This is a genomic window from Micromonospora sp. NPDC049274 (genome assembly GCF_040678875.1).
Classification (GTDB): Bacteria; Actinomycetota; Actinomycetes; order Mycobacteriales; family Micromonosporaceae; genus Micromonospora.
Map to the genome: position 1 here is coordinate 383,953 of NZ_JBFAQS010000006.1, position 25,249 is coordinate 409,201.

The window sequence follows — 25,249 nt, forward strand, 5'->3', positions numbered from 1 at the left end:
GTCATAACTATGACTCACCGGTATATGCCTCTGAGGTGACATCGGCTTCGGCAGGGACGCGCCCGGTGAGGCGGAGCGCGTCGCTGCGGTTGACGCCAGGAGCGGGTGGCCCGCAGGGGCCGTCGGCCGTGACCGGCGGCCCCTGCGAGCTCAGTGAGCCCGGCGGGCTCGGTGCGTTCGGCGGGTCAGGGCAGGGTCCACTTCTGGTTGGCCGCGCCGTTGCAGGTCCAGAGGTGGACGACTGTGCTGTCCGCCGAGTTGTTGCCGGAGACGTCCAGGCACTTGCCCGACGCCGTGCCGCGCAGGCTGCCGTCGGACTGGGCCGCCCAGTTCTGCGCGCCCGTGCCGTTGCAGGTCCAGAGCTGGATCTTGGTGCCGTTGGCGGTGCCACCACCGGAGATGTCCAGACACTTGCCCAGCGCCTTGATCGTCGAACCGGACACGGTCCAGGTCTGCGCCGTACCGCCGTTGCAGGTGTAGAGCTGGATCTGGGTGCCGTCGGCCGTGGCGCCGCCGCGCACGTCCAGGCACTTACCCGCCAGACCCTTGATCGGGCCTACCCCGGGAGTGCCGCTGCCGCCCTTGACCAGGGTGAAGTCGTCCAGGTCGAAGAGCCCAGTGCCGCTGCCGGTGAAGGTGAGATAGAGGTTCTGGGTGCCGGACGGGACGTTGGAGAGCGCGGTGGTGACGTTGGCGTACGTGGTCCAGCTGCCGGTATTGGGCACCGCGACCGAGCCGAGCACCGGGCCGGTGGCCGAACCGGTGCGCACCTGGATGGTGCCGCCCGCGCCACCGGAGACGACCCGGGCCGTGAACGAGGTGACGCCGGTCAGGTCCACGCCGTTGTACGCGGCCCAGTCGCCCGGCTCGATGTAGCCGAGGGTCTGGCCACCGTTGGCGCCGTCCTTGGTGAACGCGGAGACGCCGTTGGCCGAGGTGAACGCCTCGGCCTGGATCGTGCCGGTGGGCGGCGGCGTGGTGCCCAGCTCCTTGATCCGGATGTTGCGGAACGCGACGTCGTCACCGGTGCCGTGGTTCTGGATGCCGATGTGGCCGGCGAGCGAGCGGACCGGATCGGTGTTGGTGAAGTCGTTGATCTTCACACCGTTGAGGAAGACCTGTAGCCGCTCGCCCTCGACCAGCAACTCGTAGGTGTTCCACTCCCCCGGCGCGTTCAGCGCCGCGTCCCGGGCCGCGGTGTCGGCGGCCTTGTACGTGTAGACCGAGCCGGTGGTGCGGTCGACCGCGTCGGTGGCGTCGATCTGGACCTCGTAGCCGTTGTTGATCGCCGACTGCGGGTCACTCGACGGCGGGAAGCCGATGAAGATGCCGGAGTTGTCGTCCCCGGCCAGCTTCCAGTCCAGCTTCAACGAGTAGTTGGTGAACTGCTTAGCGTTGTACCAGAACAACCCCATGCCGCCCACCGAGGTCAGGGTGGCGTCGGAGTTGGTGAAGTTGCCCGGACCGGCCTGCGACCAGCCGCTCGTGGAGCCGTTGTAGAGCGGGGTGTAGCCGGTCTCGGGCCGGCAGTCGGCCTTGCTCCGACCGGCCGCGTACCGGATGCCGCCCAGCAGGTGGGTTCGGAAGGCCGGCTCGGCGTACGACGCCTGGGTGTGCCCGGCCCCGGTGTAGAAGGATCGGCCGCCGCTGTAGCTCTTGCACCAGCTCAGCGGGTGGTCGGCGCCCATGCCGCCACCGGAGTACGACGACTCGTCGAGCGTGGCCAGCACGTGGGCGGTCGACCGGGCGTTGGTGCGGTAGTTGTACCACTCGTCGGTGCGGGTCCAGGTCTGCGGCAGGTGCCCGGTCGCGGCGTGCCCCCGGTCCTCCACCTTGACGTTTGCCTGCTGGATCGCCGGGTGCGAGGCGAACCACGCGCCGACCAGGTTGCCGTAGAACGGCCAGTCGTACTCGGTGTCGGAGGCCGCGTGCACGCCCACGTAACCACGACCGGAGCCGATGTACGACTCGAAGGCGGTCTGCTGGCTGGCGTCGAGCACGTCACCCGTGGTGTTGAGGAAGACGACAGCCTCGTACTGGGCGAGGTTGGAGGTGGTGAACGCGGCGGCGTCCTCGGTGGCGGTGACGGTGAAGTTGTTAGCGGCGCCCAGGTCACGGATGGTCTGGATGCCGACCGGGATCGCGTCGTGCCGGAAACCGGCGGTCTTGGAGAAGACCAGCACGTCGTACGGGGCGTCGGCGGCGCTGGCCGGGCTTGCGGGGGTGGTGCAGGCGATGACGGCGAGGGCCGCCATGGCCGCGCCGAGGACGGGTCGCAGGCGTCTGCGCATATCGCTCTCCTAACTGTGGTTAGGAAGGGCCCCCTGCCCAACCGTAGGCGGTGACAGGGGGCCCCACCACTCAGCTCAGGGCAGGATCCACTTTTGGTTGGCGGCGGCGGTGCAGGTCCACAGTTGGACCACCGTGCTGTCGGCGGAGCTGCTGCCGGTGACGTCGAGGCACTTGCTGGACCCGGCGTTGCGTATCGTGCCGTCGGCCTGCGCGGCCCAGTTCTGCGCCGCGGTCCCGTTGCAGGTGTAGAGCTGGATCTTGGTGCCGTCGGCGGTGCCGGCACCGGAGACGTCCAGGCACTTACCCAACGACTTGATCGTGGAGTTCGGCGTGACCGCCCAGGTCTGCGCCGCGCTGCCGTTGCAGGTGTAGATCTGGATCTGCGTGCCGTCGGCGGTGGCGGCGTTACGGACGTCCAGGCACTTGCCACCCAGACCCTTGATCGGGCCGGTCCCGCCGGTGGGGGCCGAGCCGGTGGTGAAGGTGAACGCGTCCAGGTCGTAGAGCGCGCCGGTGCCCGTACCCGCGAACGTCAGGTAGAGCGTGGTGGTGCCGGTCGGCGGGTTGCTGATCGCACCGGTCACGGTGGTGAAGGTTTCCCAGCCGCCGGTGACCGGAACGGTCGCCGAGCCGAGCACCGTGCCGGTGGCCGAGCCGGCCCGGACCTGGAGGGTGCCGCCGGCGCCCGCCGAGGAGACCCGGGCGGTGAACGAGGTGACATTGCCCAGCCGGTACGGCTGGAACGCGATCCAGTCGCCGTTGTTGATGTCGCCGACGGTCTTGCCGCCCTCGGCCGGGGTCTTGCTGAACACGTTGATCCCGGACGAACTGCCGAAGAACTCGGCCTGGCGGTGGCGCGGCGGCAGGGTGTGCTGGGTGTGCGTGGTCAGCCCACCGGCGTCGGTGTACTCGGCGTCGAAGATGGCGAAGATGTTCGCCGCGTCGTCGTGCTCACCGTCGACCGGAATGGTGATCGAACCCGAGCAGCCGGTCTTCGAGGTGATCTGGTGCCCGTGCTGGTCGTGCCCGAGCACGTAGGTCATCTTGACCTTCGTGCAGTCGATCGTGCCGTCCTCGGGGTCGGTCACCGTGATGCTGTAGGCGACTGTGTCGCCGAAGCTGAACAACTGCCCGTTGCCGGGGTTGTTGATGGTCACCGTGGGCGCGGTGTTGCCGACGTTGATCTGCACGCTGGCGCTGCCGGTGGCACCCTGCGGGTCCCGCACGGTAAGTGTCGCGGTGTAGGTGCCGTTGGCGCTGTACGTCTTCGTCGGGTTCGCCGTCGTGGAGGTGGTGCCGTCGCCGAAGTTCCACGAGTAGGTGAGCGCACCGCCCTCGGGGTCGGACGAGCCGGCCGACGAGAACACCACGGTCAGCGGCGCCGCGCCGGAGGTCTTGTTGGCGCTCGCCGCGGCGCTGGGCGCCCGGTTGCCGCCGGCGACGTAGTCGAAGCGGTAGAGCGCCGAGTTGGCGTCACCGTTGAAGTAGCCGGTGCCGTAGTCGAGCACGTAGTACGAGCCGTCCGGGCCGAATGCCGAGTCCATCACCTGCTTGCCGACCCACGGGAAGGTGTCGATGGTGCCCCGGGAGCCGTCGGAGTTGACGTGGATGGGCTTGATCCAGCCCCGGCCGAACTCGGTGGCGAAGAACTGGCCGTCGAACGACTGCGGGAACTTCGTGGTGGAGGTCGACGAGGCGTTGTAGCGGTAGACCGGGCCGCCCATCGGCGACTCGGAGCCGCCGCCGAACTCGGTCGGGGTGCCGGCGTCGCCCGCGTACCGGATCCAGGCTGACTGGGCGGGGGGCAGGGTGGTCAGGCCGGTGTTGCGGAACGAGTTGTTGGTAGGCCCGCCTGCGCAGTTGTACTTCGCGCCGCCGGTGTTGGCGGCGAAGTCCCACTCGTTGTACGTCTCGGTGGTGGTGTTGGTGCCGGTGCAGTACGGCCAGCCGAAGTTGCCTGGGGCGGCGACCCGGTTGAACTCGACCTGGCCGGAGGGCCCACGGGTGGAGCTGGTGCTGCCGGCGTCCGGCCCGTAGTCACCGACGTAGACGACTCCGGTGCCCTTGTCCACGCTGATCCGGAAGGGGTTGCGGAACCCCATCGCGTAGATCTCCGGCCGCGTCTTGGCGGTGCCGGGCGCGAACAGGTTGCCCGACGGGATGGAGTACGTCCCGTTGGAGTTCACCTTGATCCGCAGGATCTTGCCCCGCAGGTCGTTGGTGTTGCCGGCGCTGCGCTGCGCGTCGTACGCCGGGTTGCGGTTGGTCCGCTCGTCCAGCGGCGAGTAGCCGGCGGACTCGAAGGGGTTGGTGTCGTCGCCCGTGGACAGGTACAGGTTGCCGGCGGCGTCGAAGTCGATGTCCCCGCCGACGTGGCAGCAGAGACCCCTGTCGGCCGGCACGTCGAGGACGTCTACCTTGCTGGCCTGGTTGACGGTGAAGTCGCTGTTGAGGGTGAACCGGGAGAGGCGGTTCACTCCCTGCCAGGCCGAGAAGTCGGTGCCGGTCGCGGGCGCGTCGCCGCCGGGGGTGGACAGCGGCGGTGCGTAGTAGAGGAAGATCTGCCGGTTGCTGGCGAAGTTCGGGTCGACGCCGACGCCCTGCAGCCCCTCCTCGTCGTGGTTGTAGACCGACAGGGTGCCGATCACCGACGTGGTGCCGTTGGCGTCGGTGCGCCGGAGGGTGCCGTTGCGGGCGGTGTGCAGGACCGAGCGGTCCGGCAGCACGGCCAGCGACATCGGCTCACCCATGTCGGACACGCCACGGGCGAGTTCGACCTGCTGGAAGTCGCTGGCGGTGATCGTGTGCGCCTGGGCCGGTGTCGGGCTGGCCGCCAGTGTGACGGTGCCGGCCGCGGCCACGAGGAGCAGGGCCGAACCGGCGGAGAACAATCGTCTGTGCCGACGAGGGGGTGCGTCCTTGTTGGACATCTGTGCTGTCCCTTCCTGACGAGTGAGGCCAGGCCGGGCGCGCGCCGTCGCGCCGGATGCCGTAGCGGTGGTGGGGTCGATGGGTTACCGCGCCGCCGGTTCACCTCGACGAAACAATGTCGTGTTGGCCCCGACACTAAGTCGCGCCCGTCGATGTGTCCACACCTTCCGGCGATCCAGCATCAACTTTCGTTGATTTGATCGAAAGTTGATGGGTCAGGCGCGCCGATCGATGGCCTGGCCCGCCAGCGCGACGAGGGCGGATCGCGCCTCCTCGGCCACCACGGCGCTGCGCAGAGCGGTGAGCGCCGCCTCGGTCCGGACCCGGATCATCTGCTCGATCCGGTCCCGGGCGCCGGTGGCCTCGATGATCTCGCGCAGGTCGGCCGCGCCCTCGGCGTCCAGCCTGGGATTGCCGAACAGCTCCTTCAGCCGCGCGGTCTGCGACCGGTCGGCGGCGCTGCGGGCCAGCGCCATCATCACCGTGGGCTTGCCCTCGCGCAGGTCGTCCAGGACCGACTTTCCGGTGACCGCCGGATCACCGAAGACGCCCAGCACGTCGTCGCGGAGCTGGAACGCGTCACCCAACGGGTCACCGAACTCGCCGAGAGCGGCGAGCAGCTCCGAACCCGCGCCGGCCAGGGCCGCGCCGATCTGCAACGGTCGGGTGACCGTGTACCGGGCGGCCTTCATCCGGATCACGGTGAGCGCGCTGGCCACCGAGCCGTCCCCCACCCCGGAGACCAGGTCGAGGTACTCCCCCGCGATCACCTCGGTCCGCATCAGCGCGAACACCGCGTAGCCGCGATGCACCTGCTCGGTCTCCAGCCCGCACTCGTGGAACATCTGATCCGACCAGGCCGCGCAGAGGTCCCCGCAGAGCAGGGCTGTGTTGCGCCCGTACGCCTCGGGGTCGCCGCGCCACGACGATCGGGCGTGCAGGTCGGCGAAGAGGCGGTGCACCGACGGTTCACCCCGCCGGCGGTCGCTGCCGTCCAGGATGTCGTCGTGGATCAGCGCGAACGCGTGGAACAGCTCCAGCGCCGCCGCGGCCACCACGATCGGGCTGCCGTCGGCCGCCCCGGCGCCACGCCAGCCCCAGTAGCAGAACAGCGGGCGCAGCCGCTTGCCGCCGGCCAGCACGAATCGTTGCAGCGCGGTGAACACGCCGCGCGGCGCGCCGTCGGGCCAGTCCGGGCCCTGCCGGTCGAGGAAGGCGGCCAACTCGGCGTCGAAGCGCGCCCGCAGTCCGCTCGTGTCGGTCGGGGTCACCGTGACCGTCACGCCCCCTCCCCCGGCCGCTCCGCTTTCCCGTCACCGGAGCTCAGCCCGGCGAGTTCCAACAGCAGCGCCTTGACCTCGGTGGCCGCGACCTTGTCCCGGGCGGCGGACGCGTCGGAGCAGAGCAGCACCGGGGCGTCCGCCGGGTCGCTGGGCAGCCGCCCGTGCGAGCCGCGTACCGCCTGGGCGCCGGCGTCCAGACCGACGGCGCTCATCAGGTAGCGCATGCCGAGCTTCTTGCGGGCCAGCGCCACCCCGGCGCGGGCCTTCGCGGCACCGGGGTTGGCCGGGTCGAAGAACAGCTCGGCGGGGTCGTACCCCGGCTTGCGGTGGATCTCGACCAGGCGTGCGAAGTCCGGCGCGCGGGCGTCGTCGAGCCAGTAGTAGTAGGTGAACCAGGAGTCCGGCTCGGCCACCAGCACCAGCTCCCCGGCGCGCGGGTGGTCCAGCCCGTGCGCGGCCTTGCCCTCGGCGTCGAGCACCTCGGCCACCCCGGGCAGCCCTGCGCACAGTTTCGCCACCGCCGGCACGTCGGCCGGGTCCTTGACGTAGACGTGCGCGACCTGGTGGTCGGCGACCGCGAACGCCTTCGACGTCCACGGGTCGAGGTACTCCATGCCGGCCTGGGTGTGCACCCGCAGCAGCCCTTCGGCGCGCAGCAGCCGGTTGACGTCCACCGGCCGGGACACGTCGGTGATGCCGTACTCGGAGAGCACCACGACTGTGGCGTCGCGGGCCCGTGCGGCGTCCAGCAGTGGGCCGAGCACCGCGTCCAGCTCCGCCGCCGCGGCCGCGGCCTGGGCCGACGACGGGCCGAAGCGTTGCAGGTCGTAGTCGAGGTGGGGGACGTAGACCAGGGTCAGGTCGGGTGACACGTCGGCCAGGATCTGCTCGGCCGCCTGGCAGATCCACCGCGACGACGGCAGCCCGGCGGTCGGCCCCCAGTAGGTGAACAGCGGGAACGTGCCCAGCCGGCCGGTGAGCGCGTCGTGCAGCTCCGGCGGGTCGGTGTAGCAGTCCGGCTCCTTGCGCCCGTCGGCGTAGTAGACCGGCCGGGGCGTGACGGTCCAGTCGACGTCGGCGCCCATGGCGTACCACCAGCAGACGTTTGCCACGGTGTAGCCCGGCTCGGCCCGACGGGCCGCCTGCCAGAGCTTGTCCCCGCCGACAAGCGCGTTGTGCTGCCGCCACAGGAACACCTCGCCCAGCTCCCGGAAGTACCACCCGTTGCCGACGATCCCGTGCCCGCTGGGCTGCTCGCCGGTGAGGAAGGTGGACTGCACCGAGCAGGTCACCGCGGGCAGCACGGTGCCCAGCTCGGCCCGGAAGCCGCCGTCGGCGACGCCGCGTAGCCGGGGCATGTGCGCCAGCAGTCGGGGGGTCAACCCCACCACGTCGAGTACCACAAGTCGTCGGCTCATCGCGTCACTCCCGCGCTCACGGTGCGTTCCGGGGTCAGCCCGAGGCCGACCAATTCGTTCCGGGCGAAGGCCAGCTCGGCGGCGATGCCGGCGGCCAGCTCCGCGTCGGTGCCCGGCCGCCGCGCGGCCGGTAGAACCCCCCAGGTGTACGTCTCGACGTCGAGGTGGTCGCACCCGGCGGTCGGCCCGCTGTAGAGCGCTCTCAACGCGGCGCGCAGGACGGGCAGGGTAGAGCTGAGCGGTTCCTCCGGCGGGGCGTGCAGCGGCACGTGGTAGTGCACCCGCCACGGGCCGGGCAGCGCCCGGTCCAGCGCCTCGTCGAGGTCGTCGGCCGCGTACGCCGGATCGGCCGGATCGGCCCGGCCGGCGCAGCCGACGCCCCGGGTCTGGTGCAGGAAGCGCGGCTCCACCCAGCGACGCAACGCGTCGGCGCCGCCCTCCGGGTCGGTCGCCTCGACGGCGGCGGAGACCTGCACCTTCACCACGGGCAGCCCGGCCGCCCGCAGTCGCTCCAGCGCCTCGGCCGGATCCTCCCAGGCGCACGCCAGGTGGGCCAGGTCGACGCAGACGCCCAACCGGTCGGTGTCCATCCCGGACAGCAGCGCGGCCGCCTGCCCGGTGCTCTCCACCACGCAGCCGGGCTCCGGCTCGAAGGCGACCCGCACCTCGCGGTCGGTGTCGCGCTGCACGGCAGCCAGGCCGGCGGCGAGCTGGTCCAACCGATGGCGGGCCGCGTCGGCCCGCTCGGTGTCCCAGGGTTGGCGCCAGGCCAGCGGCAGGGTGGAGATCGACCCCCGGGCCGCGTCGTCAGGCAGCAGGTCGGCGAGCACCCGGGCCAGATTCAGGGTGTACGTCAGCCGCTGCTCGGTGGTCCAGTCCGGGTGGTACACGTCCTGCTTGACCACCGGCGCCTGAAAGGCCGCGTACGGGAAGCCGTTGAGGGTGACCACCTCCAGCCCACGCGCGTCCAGCTCGGCACGCAGCCGCAGCCGCAGCGCCGGGTCGGCGGCCAGCTCGGCGGCGACCGGGGCGGCCAGCCACAGGCCGAGGCCGAGCACGTCGCTGCCGAGCGCCGCGCGGACCGGCACGGCGTAGGTGTCCAGTTGTCCGAGGATGCCGGCGAGGTCCTCGGCGGGGTGCACGTTTGTGCAGTAGCCGAGATGGACGGTGTCGCCGCCGGCATGTCGTAGCCGCATCAGCTGCCGCCGCGCAGGATCGAGTTGCCGGTCTGCGGGTCCACCTTGGCGGCCACGTCCAGGTCGCTCAGGTCGAGCCGACCGGACTGCCCGTAGAACTCCACCGGGTTGCGCCACAGCACCCGGTCGACGTCGTCGTCGCCGAATCCGGCCAGCAGCATCGCCTCCCCGGTGGCCCGGGTCAGCAGCGGGTCGGAGCGCCCCCAGTCGGCGGCCGAGTTGACGAGCATCCGTTCCGTGCCGTACTCGCGCAGCAGCTCGACCATCCGCTGCTGCGTCATCTTCGTGTCCGGGTAGATGGAGAAGCCCAGCCAGCAGCCGCTGTCCCGGACGAGTTTGACCGTCACCTCGTTGAGGTGGTCGACCACCACCCGGCCCGGGTCGATGCCGGACTCGGCGACCACGGCGAGGGTGCGCTCGCAGCCACGCGCCTTGTCCCGGTGCGGGGTGTGCACGAGCGCCGGCAGGTCGTACGCCACGGCGAGGGCGAGCTGCGCGGCGAACGCCTCGTCCTCCTCCGGGGTCATCGAGTCGTACCCGATCTCGCCGACCGCCACGACCGCGTCCTTGTCCAGGTAGCGGGGCAGCAGGTCGAGGACCGGCCGGCAGCGCGGGTCGTTGGCCTCTTTGGGGTTCAGCGCGATGGTCGCGAAGTGCCGCACCCCGAACTGCCCGGCCCGGAACGGCTCCCAGCCGATGAGCGAGTCGAAGTAGTCGACGAACGACGCGGCGCTTGTGCGTGGCTGGCCCAGCCAGAACGCCGGCTCCACCACCGCGCGGACCCCGGCGGCGGCCATCCGCTCGTAGTCGTCGGTGGTGCGTGAGGTCATGTGGATGTGGGGGTCGAAGATGCGCATTCACGCCTCCCGGGGCAGTGCGGCGGTGAGCCGGTCGAGCAGGTCGGTGGCGTCGGCGGGTAGGTCCCGGCCGGCGGCGTGCCGCTCGGCGGCCAGCGCGGCAAGCATCGCGGCCAGCTCCCCGTCGGCGCGGGTCTCCAGGTCGGCGACGACGGCGAGGGGCACGCCGCTGAACACGCACTTGAGCACCGCCTGCCGCCAGGCGGCCGGGTCCAGGTGCCGGGCGTACGGGCCGAGGGCGGCGGCGACCAGCCGGGTGTCGTTGGTCCGGATCGCGTCGTGCAGCAGCGGCACCCCTTCGGCGCCGATCGGCAGCAGCGGCAGGGCCCGCAGCACCGCCCGCCGCTCGGCCGCGTCACCGTGCTGGTAGAGGCTCTCGGCGTACGCGGCGTGCTCGCTCGGCAGGCTGGTGAGCAGCAGCACCCGGGCCGCGTCGTCGGCGGTCCAGCCGGGGGCGTCGGGCAACGCGGCCCGGCCGCAACGCCTGCCGACGGCGGGGAAGAGCCGGGTGATCGCGGTGGGCTCGGCCGCGACCTGGTGCAGCGCCGCGTCCAGCCAATCGGGATCGGGTACGCCCCGCAGCGCGGCCCGTAGTGAATCCGGTGTCATCCCGTCTCCTCCCCTTGTGCTGCTGTGCTGCTCCGCGGGTACCCGAGCGCGTCCTTTGCTCTGCTTCACTCCACGCGACGGTTGGTGGCCGGTTCTGGTGCGTCCGTTGAAGCAGAGCAAAGGACGCCGGCGGGTACCCCGTCATCGGTGCGGCCCGCCGACGCGGTCGCGGCGGCGGAACGCAGGAACTCGATCGATCGCGCCGCGACCGCCGGTGCGGCGTGCGAGTCGCGGGGCAGCTCGACGGCGACCAGCCCGCGGTAGCCGGCCTCGGCCAGGGCTGCCAGCACCGGCGGGAAGTCGATCTCGCCGGTGCCGAACTCCAGGTGCTCGTGCACGCCCCGGCGCATGTCGTCGATCTGCACGTTGACCAGGTGGTCGGCCACCTCTGCGACGCACTGCGGCACCGGCCACGGCTCCAGGCACCGGCAGTGGCCGATGTCGAGGGTGATGCCGAAGCGGGCCGGAGCCCCGAGTGCGGCGTGCAGTCGACGCCAGTCGGTGATGCTCTCGACAAGCATTCCCGGCTCTGGCTCGAAGCCCAGGGTGACGCCCCCGCTGTCGGCGGCGTCGAGCACGCTGGCACAGCCGGCGACCAGCCGGTCCCAGGCGCACTGCGGTGTCACCGTCGCGGGTCGCACACCGGCCCAGAACGACACCGCCTCCGCGCCCAGGTCGGCGCCGATCCGCACCGCCCGGCGCAGGAACTCGATCCGCCGGGTGGGGTCGTCGTGCAGCAGCGTCGGCGCGTGCTTGTGCCACGGGTCGAGCAGATAGCGGGCCCCGGTCTCGATCACGAGCCCCAGGCCGAGCGCGTCCAGCCGTCGACCGACAGCCGCGATCCGGCGGGTGAGCCCGGGTACGAACGGGTCCAGGTGGTCGTGGTCCAGGGTGAGCGCCACGCCGTCGTAGCCGAGGTCCGCGATGACGGCGAGCGCGTCGTCGAGCCGGTGGTTGGCGAAGCCGTTCGTGCCGTACCCGAGGCGCAGCGTCGTCGCGTCAGTGGTCGGCGGCGCGGGTCGGGGCACGCTCATGTCGGGGAGACCTTCCGGGCCAGCCGGCGACCCAGCGGCGCCGCCGCCGCGACGGCCAGACCGAGCAGGCCGGCCCCACCGCGTGCGGTGAGCGCTCCCTGCAGGGCGGGCAGCCCGGTGATTCCCGCGCCGACAGCCGCGCGAACCTTCCCGGCGGAGGGGTCGCGGACGACCTGGGCCTGGGCCGCGCCGTAGCGGGCGGCGTACCACCCGGCCAGCAGCGCGGGCAGCGCGGCGGCGACCCCGGCCGACCGGGACCGGCCCGAGCCCACGACGGCCCGCTCGTCGACCCCTCCGGCTTCGGCTGCGGCAACGTCAGCGTCGCGAGCGCCCGGGACGTCAGCACGACGGGCGCCGGGGACGGCGACGGCGGCGCTGGCGGCGACCACTGCGGTGCCGACGAGTGTGCGCATCGGCAGGGCCGCGTCCGCTCCGGTGACCTCGCGCCGGGACAGCGTGGTGACCGTCCAGGTGTGGGCCGCCACGGTCGCCGCCGAGGGGAGCGCCCGCACCAGGTTGCCGCCGGATGCGCCCAGCAGCACGTCCAGCCCTCGGCAGGCGGCCATCACGGCGGGGCCGGCGGCGGTGTTCTTGGCCAGCAGGTCGTACCCCCAGATCGTGGCGGCCAGGGGCACCGCGAGCGCGGCGGCGCGGCGACCGCCCACGGCGGCGGCCAGGCCCACGCCTGCGGCGGTGAGGCCGGCCGCGAGGCCCAGCGCGGCGGCCGGGGTGACGCGGCCGCTGGGGATCGGCCGCTCGGGGCGTTCGACGGCGTCCAACCGCCTGTCGGCCCAGTCGTTGGCGGCCATGCCGGCCCAGTAGAGCAGCACCGACGCGCCGGCGAGAGCGGGGGTACGCGGGCTCAACGCGCCGGCCGCCGCCGCGCCGGCGACCACGTCACCGGGGACGGAGAGCGCGGCCGGCGCGCGGACCAGTTCGGCAACGTCAGCCAGCGTGGTCATGGCCACCCTCCAGGCCGGCGTGCAACCGCTTGGTGAAGTCGGTCAGCCGGGCCCACTGCTCGGCCAGCGAGTGGGTGGGCGTGCCGAGCGGGTCCTTGAAGAAGAAGCCCAGGTCGGCAAGCGGCCCCGCGTGCCCGGCGGCGTGCGCGGCGGCGGTGAGCCGGGCCAGGTCGAGCACCAGCGGCGCGGCAAGCGCGGAGTCGCAGCCGTGCCAGGTGAACTCCATCCGCATCCCGGTGCCGAGGAAGCCGGCGAACGTGATCAGATCCCAGGCGGTCTTGAAGTCACCCAGCTCCTCGACGTACTCGATGCGGGTGTTGCCCTGCGGGACGTAGCCAAGCGTCTCGCCGAGCACGCGCTGCTTGCTCTGCACCTTTGCCGCGTTGGCGGCCGGGTCGGCGAGGGTGGCGCCGTCGCCGCCGCCGAGCAGGTTCATCCCGGACCAGGAGCGCACGGCGAGGTTGCGCATCGCGAACATCGGCGCGAGCACCGACTTGACCAGGGTCTCGCCGGTCTTACCGTCGTGCCCGGCGTACGGCAGGCGCAGCTCGTCGGCGAGCGCGGCCAGCGCCGGCAGCCGCAGCCCGGTCGACGGGGTGAAGTCGACGTAGGGGCAGTCGGCCAGCAGCGCCGCGTACGCGTACAGGGAGCTGGGCGGCAGCACCTCGTCCGGGCCGGTGAGGGCGGCGCGCAGCGCGGCCGGGTCGGCGTGCCCGGGGTGCGGTCGAGGTGCGGGTTCGGTGGCCGAGACGTTGACCACGACCACGCGGTCCAGCCGGTGGCGCGTGCGGAAGGAGGTGAGGTCGTCCACGACTGTCGCGACCCGGTCGGCCTGGGTGCCGCCGAGCGGTGCCGGCCGCAGTTCCCGCTCGACGGCGGCCAGCTCGTCGGGGAGCGCGGCGACCAGCCGACCGGGTATCACACCGGTGTCGGCGAGTGCCTCCGCCCGCTTGCTCAACGGGGTGGTGGCCACGTCGTGGCCACCGAAGACCAGGTCCGCGAAGGACGGGAGGGCGGGGCCGCGCAGATCCGGCAGCTCGGTGACGCAGCCGGTCGGTCCGGCCAGACCAGCCCGCAGCGCGAGCCCTCCGACGATGCTGGTGGTCGCGACCGAACCGCGTGCTCCTACCAGCCAGACACCCGTTCGCATGGTGCTCCTTCCCGTCCAGGAGGAACCGTCGGAGTAGTTAAAAAGTCGGCGTAATTAAATATAGGAATATCAGAATATTTCTCGAAAAGCTACGGCCTTGCAGGATGGTGCCCCGCCCGCCCGACCCGTACCGGAACGACACCGGATCCGGCGTCGGCGTCGGCGGCGACGACGACGGACCGGCTCCCGGTACGGGTGCGGGCAGACGGGGCTGGCAGGCAGGGTCGGTCGGCGTCTCGACCCTGCCTCCCCCGCATCCGCCGGCCGGGGCGTTGGCGTGCCCCGATCGGACGTCTCAGGTGGTGGCGGTCCTCCGGTGCGGCCGGGGAATCCCGGTCCGGTCGCACCGGACGACCGTCCTGCTCGTGCGCCACCGGGCCACGTGGCCCGGCCGCACACTTCCCGGAGCCGACCTCGTCCCGACCGCGGGGCGCAAACCGCTGTCGGTCCCTCGCCGGTCGGCTCCGGAAAGCCTGTCGGGCGACGGCGGCGCGAGCACCGCCGTCGCGGATGGTCAGGAGGTCAGACGGCCACCGCGGTGAGCGCCGGTTCCACGTCGGTCCAGGAGGATCCGACATCCGCCGAACGGGTCACCGCGTCCAGCACGAGCTGGACCTGCAACGCGTCGGCGAAGGAGGGCGCCGGATCGGTGCCGGTGGCGATCGCCTCGATGAGATCGCGCATCTGGTGGGTGAAGGAGTGCTCGTAGCCGATGATGTGGCCGGGCGGCCACCACGCCGACATGTACGGGTGGTCGCCCTCGGTCACCAGGATCCGGCTGAAGCCCTGCTCCAGGGTGGGCCGGGTGGCGTCGTAGAACTCCAGCTCGTTGAGGCGCTCCAGGTCGAAGACCACGGTGCCCAGTGAGCCGTTGATCTCGACTCGCAGGGCGTTCTTGCGGCCCGTGGCGAAACGGCTCGCCTCGTACGTGGCCAGAGCGCCGCCGTCGAGCCGCGCCACGAAGATCGCGGCGTCGTCGACGGTGACCGGCCCGGTGGGCGCCGAGCCGCCATCCACGGTGGCGGCCAGACCGCTCGACTCGGCGGGCAGCGGCCGCTCCTTCACGAACGTCTCGGTGATCGCGCTGACGCCGGTGATCCGCTGGCCGACGACGAACTGCGTCAGGTCGATGATGTGGGCACCGATGTCACCGAGCGCGCCGGAGCCCGCCCTGTCCTTCTGCAACCGCCAGACCAGCGGGAACTGCGGATCCACGATCCAGTCCTGCAGGTAGACCGCCCGGACGTGCCGGATTACTCCGAGGCGTCCTTCGGCGACCATCTGGCGCATCATCGTGACCGCGGGGACCCGGCGGTAGTTGAACCCGCACATCGATCGCACCCCGGCGGCGCGGGCGGTTTCCGCCGCGGCGGTCATCGCCCGTGCCTCCGCCACCGTGTTGGCAAGCGGCTTCTCGCACAGGACGTGCTTGCCGGCGGCCAGTGCGGCGAGGGCGATCTCGGCGTGACTGTCGCCCGGTGTGCAGACGTCGACCACGTCGATGTCATCCCGGTTGATCAGGTCACGCCAGTCCGTCGTGTACGCGTCCCAGCCGAGCCGGTCGGCGGCCTCGGCCACCTTCGGTGTGTCGCGGCCGCAGATCAGCGCCATCCTGGCCCGTGCCGGCAGGTCGTACACGCGGTTCACGGTGCGCCACGCCTGTGAGTGCGCAGCGCCCATGAACGCGTAACCGACCATGCCGATCCGCAGTTCTCTGTCTGTCGTGGACAAGGTGGGTCTCCCCCCGTGTGTCAGAACCCGAGCTTGAGGTAGTTGCTCGCGTTCTCCTTCGTGATCGTCTCCGAGGCGAGCACGATCTCCTTGGGCACCTGGAGTTCCACCAGGTCGGACATGCCCTTGCCCTGGCCGATGAGGCGGGCGAGCGAGATGGCCGAGGAGGCCATCGACGGGCTGTAGGTGACGGTGGCCTTCAGCACGGTGTTGTCCGCCTGGATGTCCTCCATCGCCTTCTTCGAGCCGGCGCCGCCGACCATGAAGAACTCCTTGCGGCCGGACTGGTTGATCGCGGCCATCACGCCGACGCCCTGGTCGTCGTCGTGGTTCCAGATCGCGTCGATCTTCGGCAGCGCCTGGAACAGCCCGGTCGCGGCCTGCTGGCCGGAGTCGACGGTGAACTCCGCCGGCCGCCGGTTGGCGACCTTGAAGCCGCTCGCGGCGAGCGTGTCGTTGAAGCCCTTGGTCCGCTCCTGGGTCAGCTCCAGCGCGTCGATGCCCGGGATCTCACCGATGACCGGGTTGCTGACGCCCTTGGCCTTGAGCTGGGCGATGATGTACGTCGCCGCGGCGACGCCCATGCCGTAGTTGTCGCCCTTGATCTGCAGGCGGTACGCCCGGGCGTCGGGGAAGGCACGGTCCAGGTTGATCACCGGGATGCCGGCGGTCATGGCCTCCAGGCCGAACGCGTTGAGCTCCTTGCCGTCGTGCGGCAGCACCACGATGACGTCGGGCTTCTGCGACACCAGGGTGGACAGCGCCGCCCGCTGGGCCGCCGGGTCCGCGCCCGCCGCGACGGGCTTGAGCTCCACGTCGGGGTACGCGCTGGCCTGCGCCTTGGCGTTGTTGGTGATGGCGGCGATCCAGCCGTGGTCGTCGGCGGGGGCGGAGAAGCCGATGACCACCTTCTTGCCGGGCTCGTTGTTGACGCCGGTCGCCGCAGCCTTGGTCTGCGCGGTGGTGGGCGACGACTCGTTGCTCGTGCAACCGGCCAGCAGTACGCCGGCGCCGACCGCGACCCCGCCGAAGAGCATTCGGCGGCGCGACAGGTCGGGACTGTGCTGGGTCATGACGACCTCCTGTGTTCGCAGGTGGTGGGATGAGTGAAGGGTGCGTGGTATCCGGTCACCGTCGATGCTCGGGTGACCCTGTGCTGGTGCGGCAAGGTGGTGCGGTTGCGGGGGTGGATCAGCTGCTGGTGAGCCGGTTACGGCCCAGGAACTGGGTGATGCTGCGGAACTGCACCTGCTGGACCAGGACGGCCGCCACGATGATGCCGCCCTTGACCATGTTCTGGGCCTCGCTGGAGAGGCCGTTGATGGCGAAGAGATTGGTGATCGTCGAGAAGATGATCACGCCGAGCAGGGAACCGATGATCGTGCCCCGCCCGCCGCTGAGCAGCGTGCCACCGATGATCGCGGCGGCGATCGCGTCCAGCTCGTAGAGGTTTGCCGTCGCCGCCTGGGCCGAGTTGGCCTGGGCGGTGAGCATGATGGCGGCGATGCCGCAGCAGAGGCCGGACAGCGCGTACAGCAGCAGGGTGTGCCGCCGGACGTTGATGCCGGCCAGCCGGGCCGCCTCCGGGTTGCCTCCGACGGCGACCGTGCGCCGGCCGAAGGTGGTGCGGTTGAGCAGCACCCAACCGGCCGCGACGACCGCGGCGAGGATGTAGACCAGCAGCGGGATGCCGAGCACCTTCTCGCTGGCGATGTTGTTGATGAAGGTGTTGTTGGACAGCTGGGTCTGCTTGTTCGAGATCTCCGCCGCCAGACCGCGGGCGGCCACCAGCATCGCCAGGGTGGCGATGAAGGGCACCAGCCGGCCGTACGAGATGAGGATTCCGTTGACCACGCCGACCGCCAGCCCGACGACCAGGGCGGTGAAGATCATGCCACCGGCGCCGTAGCTCTGCGTGGCGACGGTGGTGGCCCAGACCGCGGAGAGCGCGACGATCGCGCCTACCGACAGGTCGATGCCGCCGCCGATGATGACGAAGGTCATCCCGACGGTGACCACGCCGACCACCGAGGCCAGCTTGAGGATGGTGAGGGTGTTGCCCCACACCCAGTCCGGGTTGGAGTAGAGGTCCCACCGGGTCACCGCGCCGATGATGACCAGGACCACCAGCACCCCGATGAGGCCGAGGTTACGGCGGGCGCCTTCGCCGCTGTCACCCCGCCACCACGAGAGCCGGTTGCTGGTCGTCGCCGCCTCGCTGGCCGCCGCCGTCTCGGCGGGATCCACAGGCGGCGACTGCGCCGGCAGCTGCGGGCGCTCCGGGGTCGCCGTGGGGGTGGGAGTCGCGTCGCTCATGCCGGTGCGCCTTCCATCAGGGACCCCGCCATCACGAGGTCGAGCACAGTGTTCTCGTCGAGTTCGCCGGCCGGGGCCTCGCGGACCACCCGGCCCTCCCGCATCACCAGCACCCGGTCGGCGAGACCGAGCACCTCGGGCACCTCGCTGGAGACCAGCAGGACACCGACGCCCTGGGCGGCCAGGCCCCGGATCACCTGGTACAGCTCGGCACGGGCACCGATGTCCACGCCTCGGGTCGGCTCGTCCAGGATCAGCAGTTTGGTGTCACCGAGCAGCCACCGTCCCACCACGACCTTCTGCTGGTTGCCGCCGGAGAGGGTGCGCACCGGGCGGCGGACGTCGCGCGGGCGCAGTTCGAGATCGTCGGCGATCCGGTTCGCCGCGGCCTGCTCGGCCGCCACGTTCGTGAAGCCGAACCGGGCGTACCTGCTGAAGGTGGAGAGGGTGACATTGCGGTAGATCGGCTCGCCGAGCAGCAGCGCCTGGCTCTTGCGCTCCTCCGGCGCCATGCCCATGCCCGCCCGGACCGCCGCTCCGACACCCGCGCGCAGGGCCCGGCCGGCCATCCGGATGGTGCCCGAGTCGGCTCGGCGTGCGCCGTAGATCGTCTCCAGCAGCTCGGAGCGGCCGGAGCCGACCAGCCCGGCGATGCCGACGATCTCACCGGCCCGGACATCGAGCGACACGTCGGCGAACTCGCCCGCCCGGGTCAACCCCTCCACCTGGAGCAGCTCCGCGCCGGCCGGACCGGCCGCCGGGCGCTCCGGGAAGACGTACTCGATGCTGCGGCCGGTCATCCGGCTGACCAGGTCGCGGGTCGGGGTGTCGCGCGCCGGCAGGTTCGCCGCCGTGGTCCGGCCGTCCTTGAGTACGGTGACCCGGTCGCCGATCTCGCGGATCTCCTCAAGGCGGTGGGAGATGTAGATGACGGCGATGCCCTGTGCGGTCAGCTCCCGGATGATCCGGAACAGGTTGCCCACCTCGTCGTGCGCCAGCACCGCGCTCGGCTCGTCCATGATGATCAGTCGCGCCTCGTGCGACAGCGCCCGGGCCATGCTCACGATCTGCTTGCCGGCCGCCGGCAGCGCGCGGACCATCCGCTTGGGGTGGATCTCGCCGTGACCGAGCCGACCGAGGATCTGCCGGGTTCGTCGGACCATTTGCCCGCGGCGGACGAAGCCCAGCCGGCGCGGCTCGTGGCCGAGGAACGCGTTCTCCCCCACCGACAGGTCCTCGACGAGGTCCAGCTCCTGGTAGATGGTGGCGATGCCGGCACGCATGGCGGCCTGCGGGTTGGCGAAGGTGGTCGGCTCGCCGCGCCACTCCACCTCGCCGGAATCCGGCTGGTGGACCCCCGCCAGGACCTTGATCAGGGTGGACTTGCCGGCGCCGTTCTGCCCGAGCAGGCAGTGCACCTCGCCGGCACGCACCTCCAACTGCACCCCGTCCAGGGCGCGTACGCCGGGGAAGGTCTTGACCACGTCGGTGAGGCGCAGGACCACCTCGCCGGCGACGGTGTCCGCGGGGGCCTCGACCAGCGACGCCCCGGCGACGGCGGCGTTCTCCTCGGGCTGGGCCACAGTCTCCTCCTCGCTCAGGTTGGGTTTGGCGCCTGACGACCGCAGGTTCATGAGGCCTCGCCGAAGGCGACGTCGCTGGCGAGCACGGCCGCGCCGGCGACGCCGGCCCGTCCGCCCAGCTCGGACAGCACGACGGGCAGGTTGCCGGTGGCCAGCGGAAGCGACCGGCGGTAGACCACGCTGCGGATCTCGGCGAGCAGGATGTGCCCGAGCTGGGCCAGCCCACCGCCGATCACGATCATCGACGGGTTGGTAAAGCTCACCAGACCGGCGAGGACCCCGCCGACCCGCCGTCCGCCGTCACGGATCAGCTGGATACAGGTCACATCGCCCTCGACCGCGCCCTCGGCGACGTCCAGAGCGGTCACCGCGCCGCGCAGGCTCATCCGCTCGGCAAGTGCCGGCGACGATCCGCTGCGGGCGGCAGCGGTCGCGTCCTTGGCCAGGGCGGCGCCGCTGAACAACGCCTCCAGACATCCGACGTTTCCGCAGGAGCACATCGGCCCGTGCGCGTCGACCTGGATGTGGCCGATGTCCCCGGCGCAGCCGTCGGTGCCGCGGTAGACGTCGCCGGTCAGGTAGATGCCGCAGCCGATGCCGGTGCCGATCTTCACGAAGAGGAAGTCGTCCACCGAGTGGGCGACACCGCCGTGGCGTTCACCGATCGCCATGATGTTGACGTCGTTGTCGACCACCGCCGGGCAGCCGTGCTCCCGGCTGAGCAGCTCGCGAACCGGGAACCGATCCCAGCCCGGCATGATCGGCGGTGAGACCGGGACGCCGTCGCGGAAGCTGACCGGGCCGGGTACGCCGATGCCCACCGCGTCCAACCGCTCGTACGCGCCGTCGACCCGGGCCTTGTGCAGCAGCTCGTTGACCCGTTGCAGGGTCACCTTCGGTCCGTTGCGGATGTCGGCCGGCTCGGCGTAGTGGGCCACCGGTTCGAGACGACCGTTTACCACCTCGACGTCCATCGAGCTGGCGCCCAGGTCGACGGCCGCGAAGCGCAGCTTCGGGTTCAGCTCGACCAGAGTGGAGCGACGGCCGCCCCGGGAGGCGGCGAGCCCAGCCTCGGCGACGTAACCCAGGGCGACCAGGCGATCCAGCTCGGCCAGCAGGCGCGGGCGGGGCATCTGGAGGCGGTCGCCCAGCTCGGCCCGGGACACGGCCCCCTCGTCGCGCAGCAACCGCAACAATCGGACGTGCAGGGGCTCGACCGTCCGCACCGGGAATTCACCTCTTCATCGAACTCGTTCACATCGACGCAACGCCGAGGTGTTGTGTCCGACACAGTAGGAGCGTTGCGCACCGCCTGTCCAGAGCTTCAACCGTTCCGGTGGCAACTTTTGTCCGTAAGAGCAAAAGCTACTAGTTGATCAAGAAAAGGATTACGACGTGCCCGCGTACGCTCGCGGGCAGTTCCATCGACGCACACGAAACCGCCCCGCCAGCGCATCTTCGCTGACGGGGCGGTTTCGTGCGGTCAACGACCGCCGGCCGAGTTCCTCTTCTTCTTGAGCTTGCGGTCGTCGCGCAGCTCGACGTACGGCTCGTCGTCGACCGAGTGGCCGGCCGAGATGGCCCGCCCGCGCTCCAACTCGGCGTCGAACTCGGCGCCCAACAGGATCGCGATGTTGCTCAGCCAGAGCCACACCAGAAAGATGATCACGCCGGCCAGCGCGCCGTACGTCTTGTCGTACGAGCTGAAGTTGCTCACGTAGAGGGCGAACAGGCCGGAGATCACCAGCCAGATCACCACGGCCAGCACCCCGCCCGGGCTGACCCAGCGGAACCCGCCGTGCCGGGCGTTCGGTGAGGCCCAGTAGAGGATGGCGAACATCAGGCTGACCAGGAGCAGCAGCACCGGCCACTTGGCGATGTCCCACACCGTGACCGCCGCCGAGCCGAGGCCGACCACGTCCCCCACCGTTTCGGCGAGACGGCCGGTAAAGACCACGATCACCGCACTGGCCAGCAGGAGCACCCCGACCACCGCTGTCACGCCGAGCCGGATCGGCAGCGTCTTCCAGATCGGCCGGCCCTCGGGCACGTCGTAGATGCTGTTCGACGCGCGCATGAACGCGCCGATGTAGCCGGACGCGGACCAGAACGCGGCCACCACACCGATGATCGCCGCGACGCTGGCCAGGCCGCCGTTCTTGTCCGCCGTGGTGATCGCCGCAGTGATGATCTCCCGGATGCTGTCGTTCGGCACCGCCTGGTTGACCGTGTCCTTGACGCCCTCGGTGGCGCTCGTGCCGAGCAGGCCGAGGATCGAGATCAGCACCAGCAGCCCGGGGAAGATGGACAGCACCCCGTAGTAGGTGAGCGCCGCCGCCCAGTCGGTCAGGTTGTCGTCCTGGAACTCGGTGACCGTGCGGCGCAGCGCCGCCTTCCACCCGCTGCCGGGAAGATCGGTGGGGCTGTCCGGCCCGGCGTCGGGCCCGACCGGCTCGCTGCGCTCACGTTCGCGCTCGCGGTGGGCGGAAGTCTCGTCGGAGGCCATCGCCCCTCCTCTTCGTCGGGTGTCGCCATCGCCGGCGTCGGTGTCCTCGCCGTCGCCGCCGGTGTCGGTGTCGGCGGTGTCGTCTGGAGGACATGCCCCGCGAACGGCGGCGGATAACCCCTATGGGTAGAGCAACCTGCCCATCCGCCGCGACGCCACCAGCAGGCCGGCCGCCAGCATCGCCAGCAGGTAGAGCACGTCGAGAAGCCAGAGCCAACCCCCGGCGCCCAGCGCGATGCCACGGACCAGGTGCACCGCCCGGTACAGCGGGGTGACCTCGACCAGCCAGTGCAGCAGAGTCGGGTATGCCTGCGCCGGCACGAAGGTGCCGGAGAAGAGGAACAGGGTGAACTGCGCGGAGGCCACCAGGTCGAAATCCTGCCAGCTGCGCATGAAGGTGGAGATCGCCATACCGAGCGCCCCGAACGCGAACCCGACCAGCACTGCGGCCGGCAGGGTCGTCAGGGCATGGACGACGCTTGTCAGATCCATGGCGATCATCACGCCGAGGAACGCGGCCGAGTAGGCGCTGCCCCGCAGCATCGCCCAGCCCAGCTCACCGAGGGCGATCTCGAACGGCCGTACCGGGGTGGCGATCATCCCGTCGTACAGCTTCATGTACTTCATCTTGCCGAAGAAATTGAAGGTCGTCTCGGAGAGCGCCCCGGTCATCGCGGAGGAGGCCAGCATCGCCGGCGCCACGAACCCGGCGTACGACACCAGCCGCCCGTCGGGCAGCGGCAGGTCACCGACGAGCGTCCCGACGCCCACGCCGATGGAGAACAGATAGAGCAGCGGCTCCACGATGCCGGAGAGCAGCAGCAGCCAGTAGACCGACTTCAGCGCGGCGACGTTGCGCTCGACCACCGAAGCCGACCGGCGGGACGCGGCGGAGACGTCGACGAGCCGGGGCAGGACCAGCGTGACCACGGGATCTCCCTACACGACGAGCTTGCGGCGGAAGGTGCGCAACGCCAGCAGGTAACCGGCGGCGGCCCAGACAGCCAGGTAGAGCAGGTGCCCGGCGACGGACCACTGTGGAGCAACACCGAGGGTCGCCGCGCGGCACAGGTCGACGGCGTGCCACAGCGGCGTCACGTACGCCAGCCAGCGCAGCGCCTCGGGCAGCGACTCGACCGGGAAGAACACGCCGGCGAACAGCGTCATCGGGATGACCGCGAACCGGAACAGCATCGCCAGCCAACTGTCGCTGGACACCACCGCGGCGTACGCGAAGGTAGGCGCGGCCACGGCCAGCCCGAGCAGCACCACCACCGGCAGGGTGACCACCGCCCACGGCGACCGCAACGCCCCGAACAGCCCGGTGACCAGCAGGAACGCCGCGCTCGTCGTGAGCACCCGGAACAGCACGAAGGCCAGTTGCCCGGCCAGGATGTCACCGACCCGCAGCGGCGACGCCGTCTGCGCGAAGTAGGTCTTGACCCACTGGAACTTGCTGAACACCGGCCACGTCGAGTCGCCCACGGTGACCTGGAGCGCCGTCGAGGCGATCAGCCCGGGGACCAGCCAGTCGAGATAGCGCGCCCCGTCGACGCCCTGGTCGATGTACGAACCGACGCCCAGCCCGAAGCCGAGCACGGTGAGCACCGGCAGCAGGAACGATGAGAACACAGCGGCCCGCCAGGTGCGACGAAGCCCGACCAGGTTGTGCTCGAACACCGCGTACGCCGGCACCCACGGCACGCGCGACCGCTGCGCCACACTCACCACGACCACCCCCGTCCCCGACCTTCCTACCCCCCGGGTACGACAGGCCGCCGGTCACCCTACGACGACCGAGTCGACGTGTCGTCCAGGTTTCGACGCACTCGCGCCGACGATCGACGCGGGTTCACCGAAACCGCGGTGTCCCGGCGCACTCGCGTCCGATGATCGACCCGGGTTCACCGAAACCGCGGTGTCCCGACGCACTCGCGTCCGATGATCGACCCGGGTACACCGAATCCGGGGGATCCGGCTGCGCTCGCGCTCATGATCGACTCGGGTTCTTGGAAACCGGGGTGTCCACAGCGGTGCGACACGGCGATTTGCAGGAAACCGAGTCGATCTAGGCGGCCGGGGCGCTCCGAAGCGCCAGCGACCAGCGAGCGGCGGCAGCCCGCCCCGCTCGCGGCACAGTGACGCCACGATCCACCCGGCGGGTCCCGGGGCGACGACCTCGGCACCCTCCACATCGGCGACGTGGCGGGATCCCTCCGAGCTTGCGGCGCCTTGACGCGATGATCCACTCCACATCGGCGATGTGGCGGCATCCCGCCGAGCTTGCGGCGCCTTGACGCGATGATCCACTCCACATCGGCGATGTTGCGGCATCCCGCTGCCAGGACACCGCCGTATCGCCGACCTGGAGTTGATCAGCCTGAGCGAACGGCGCCGAGCCCGACGAACGCCCGCCACGCGTCCGGCGCGAAGACCAGCACCGGGCCGGTCGGGTCCTTCGAGTCACGAACGGCCACCAACCCGGACAGGTTGTCGGCCACCTCCACGCAGTTGCCGCCATCGGGGCCGCTACGGATGCTCTTGCGCCACCGGGCACCGGTCAAATCCATGTCTCTGCTACTTCCGCCAGGAGATCGAGGGACTGCCTGTGCGATAGTGCCTCACCACGGATCGACTCCCACACCTCGACCATCTGACGGACGTACTCGGTGCGGTCGATGACCTGCCCGTGACGCTGGCCAGCTCCCCCACGGCGTCGAGCTTGCCGCAGACGCGCGTCAGGCGGGCCGGTGCGCGCGGACCAGCGACTGCACGGCGTAGCCGAGCAGCAGCACACCCGCACCCGTGCCGATCACCAGACCGGCGGACACCGCCGAGGCGAGCCCGACGACGAGACCCGCCGCCGCCACGGCGCACAGCGCGACGCCGAGTGGTCGCAGCAGTGGGTCCGCCAGCAGCGGGGCGAGGGGGAAGAAGTGCAGCCCGACGATCAGGCAGACCAGCACCGGGACGTACGCGGACCAGCCGGCGGCGACCAGGACGGCTGCTCCCAGCCCGGCGGCGACGAACTCGACGATGACGATGAGCAGGTAACGGCGGTCGGTCGCCCGGTTCCGGGGGCCGCTCGTGCCCCGGGTGCGGGCCGACAGCATGCCGCCCAGCACGGCCGTGAGGAGCGCGGCGAGGCTGCCCACCACCAGCAGAGCGCGCAACGGCTGCTCGGCCGCCGGCACGCTGAACCAGACCATCGCGAAGATGCCCAGGTAGAGAGCGGTCAGCCCGGCTTGATGCCGGTTAATGGTCACCTGCGTGGACATGAAACCCCCGTGATCGAGCCTCAGGTCGGGCAGGTGCCTCGACCGGGCCCGCCGATGGTACGCATGATCATGATCGCCCGCACTCTGCTTCCGACGGCAGGGA

20 protein-coding genes and 1 pseudogene are annotated in these 25,249 nt (G+C 71.1%); all 21 read right to left on the reverse strand.

Annotation, left to right across the window (positions count from 1 at the left end; genetic code table 11):
• Window positions 1-185 precede the first annotated feature (185 nt).
• The gene (locus AB0K10_RS14890) at window positions 186-2,291 is read right to left on the reverse strand and encodes a ThuA domain-containing protein (protein ID WP_363683549.1); all 2,106 of its coding nucleotides are present in this window, start codon (window positions 2,289-2,291) and stop codon (window positions 186-188) included.
• Between the two features lie 75 nt (window positions 2,292-2,366).
• A complete protein-coding gene (locus AB0K10_RS14895; RefSeq protein WP_363683551.1) occupies window positions 2,367-5,222 on the reverse strand; it encodes a PQQ-dependent sugar dehydrogenase in 2,856 nt (951 codons plus the stop codon).
• 216 nt (window positions 5,223-5,438) lie between these two features.
• Window positions 5,439-6,506: a polyprenyl synthetase family protein gene (locus tag AB0K10_RS14900; RefSeq protein ID WP_363683553.1), complete on the reverse strand. Its 1,068-nt coding sequence runs from the start codon at window positions 6,504-6,506 to the stop codon at window positions 5,439-5,441.
• On the reverse strand, window positions 6,503-7,924 hold the full coding sequence (locus AB0K10_RS14905; protein ID WP_363683555.1) for a nucleotide pyrophosphatase/phosphodiesterase family protein: 1,422 nt from the start codon (window positions 7,922-7,924) through the stop codon (window positions 6,503-6,505). Before AB0K10_RS14905 ends, AB0K10_RS14900 begins: the two co-directional genes overlap by 4 nt.
• A complete protein-coding gene (gene eboE / locus AB0K10_RS14910) occupies window positions 7,921-9,120 on the reverse strand; it encodes a metabolite traffic protein EboE (RefSeq protein ID WP_363683557.1) in 1,200 nt (399 codons plus the stop codon). The genes AB0K10_RS14905 and eboE overlap by 4 nt, the downstream gene beginning before the upstream one ends.
• Window positions 9,120-9,977: a TatD family hydrolase gene (locus AB0K10_RS14915; protein WP_363683559.1), complete on the reverse strand. Its 858-nt coding sequence runs from the start codon at window positions 9,975-9,977 to the stop codon at window positions 9,120-9,122. The genes eboE and AB0K10_RS14915 overlap by 1 nt, the downstream gene beginning before the upstream one ends.
• Entirely contained in the window at window positions 9,978-10,586 is a 609-nt protein-coding gene (locus AB0K10_RS14920; protein ID WP_363683561.1) for an EboA domain-containing protein, read from the reverse strand.
• Window positions 10,587-10,651: 65 nt separating this feature from the next.
• On the reverse strand, window positions 10,652-11,620 hold the full coding sequence (locus tag AB0K10_RS14925; protein WP_363683563.1) for a sugar phosphate isomerase/epimerase family protein: 969 nt from the start codon (window positions 11,618-11,620) through the stop codon (window positions 10,652-10,654).
• The gene (locus tag AB0K10_RS14930; protein ID WP_363683565.1) at window positions 11,617-12,582 is read right to left on the reverse strand and encodes an SCO3242 family prenyltransferase; all 966 of its coding nucleotides are present in this window, start codon (window positions 12,580-12,582) and stop codon (window positions 11,617-11,619) included. The genes AB0K10_RS14925 and AB0K10_RS14930 overlap by 4 nt, the downstream gene beginning before the upstream one ends.
• Entirely contained in the window at window positions 12,566-13,732 is a 1,167-nt protein-coding gene (locus tag AB0K10_RS14935) for an inositol-3-phosphate synthase (protein WP_363683567.1), read from the reverse strand. The genes AB0K10_RS14930 and AB0K10_RS14935 overlap by 17 nt, the downstream gene beginning before the upstream one ends.
• A 522-nt stretch (window positions 13,733-14,254) precedes the next feature.
• On the reverse strand, window positions 14,255-15,463 hold the full coding sequence (locus AB0K10_RS14940) for a Gfo/Idh/MocA family oxidoreductase (protein ID WP_363683569.1): 1,209 nt from the start codon (window positions 15,461-15,463) through the stop codon (window positions 14,255-14,257).
• A gap of 20 nt (window positions 15,464-15,483) precedes the next feature.
• The gene (locus AB0K10_RS14945) at window positions 15,484-16,536 is read right to left on the reverse strand and encodes a substrate-binding domain-containing protein (protein WP_363683571.1); all 1,053 of its coding nucleotides are present in this window, start codon (window positions 16,534-16,536) and stop codon (window positions 15,484-15,486) included.
• Window positions 16,537-16,654: 118 nt separating this feature from the next.
• A complete protein-coding gene (locus AB0K10_RS14950) occupies window positions 16,655-17,779 on the reverse strand; it encodes an ABC transporter permease (protein WP_363683573.1) in 1,125 nt (374 codons plus the stop codon).
• Window positions 17,776-19,413 carry a sugar ABC transporter ATP-binding protein gene (locus tag AB0K10_RS14955; RefSeq protein ID WP_363683575.1) on the reverse strand — a complete coding sequence of 546 codons (1,638 nt, stop codon included), beginning with the start codon at window positions 19,411-19,413 and terminating at the stop codon, window positions 17,776-17,778. Before AB0K10_RS14955 ends, AB0K10_RS14950 begins: the two co-directional genes overlap by 4 nt.
• The gene (locus AB0K10_RS14960; RefSeq protein WP_363683577.1) at window positions 19,410-20,588 is read right to left on the reverse strand and encodes an ROK family protein; all 1,179 of its coding nucleotides are present in this window, start codon (window positions 20,586-20,588) and stop codon (window positions 19,410-19,412) included. The genes AB0K10_RS14955 and AB0K10_RS14960 overlap by 4 nt, the downstream gene beginning before the upstream one ends.
• Window positions 20,589-20,845: 257 nt before the next feature.
• Complete coding sequence (locus AB0K10_RS14965) at window positions 20,846-21,868, reverse strand: YihY/virulence factor BrkB family protein (protein ID WP_363683579.1); 1,023 nt, start codon at window positions 21,866-21,868, stop codon at window positions 20,846-20,848.
• A 120-nt stretch (window positions 21,869-21,988) separates the two neighbouring features.
• Window positions 21,989-22,798, reverse strand: a complete 810-nt coding sequence (locus tag AB0K10_RS14970; RefSeq protein ID WP_363683580.1) for an ABC transporter permease — start codon at window positions 22,796-22,798, stop codon at window positions 21,989-21,991.
• A 9-nt stretch (window positions 22,799-22,807) separates the two neighbouring features.
• Complete coding sequence (locus AB0K10_RS14975) at window positions 22,808-23,605, reverse strand: ABC transporter permease (RefSeq protein WP_363683582.1); 798 nt, start codon at window positions 23,603-23,605, stop codon at window positions 22,808-22,810.
• 638 nt (window positions 23,606-24,243) lie between these two features.
• Window positions 24,244-24,438: a DUF397 domain-containing protein gene (locus tag AB0K10_RS14980; protein WP_363683584.1), complete on the reverse strand. Its 195-nt coding sequence runs from the start codon at window positions 24,436-24,438 to the stop codon at window positions 24,244-24,246.
• A pseudogene (locus AB0K10_RS14985) lies at window positions 24,429-24,521 on the reverse strand (XRE family transcriptional regulator); the annotation flags it as partial. The pseudogene AB0K10_RS14985 and the gene AB0K10_RS14980, both read right to left, overlap by 10 nt.
• 85 nt (window positions 24,522-24,606) lie before the next feature.
• Complete coding sequence (locus AB0K10_RS14990) at window positions 24,607-25,146, reverse strand: hypothetical protein (protein ID WP_363683586.1); 540 nt, start codon at window positions 25,144-25,146, stop codon at window positions 24,607-24,609.
• Window positions 25,147-25,249: the final 103 nt, after the last annotated feature.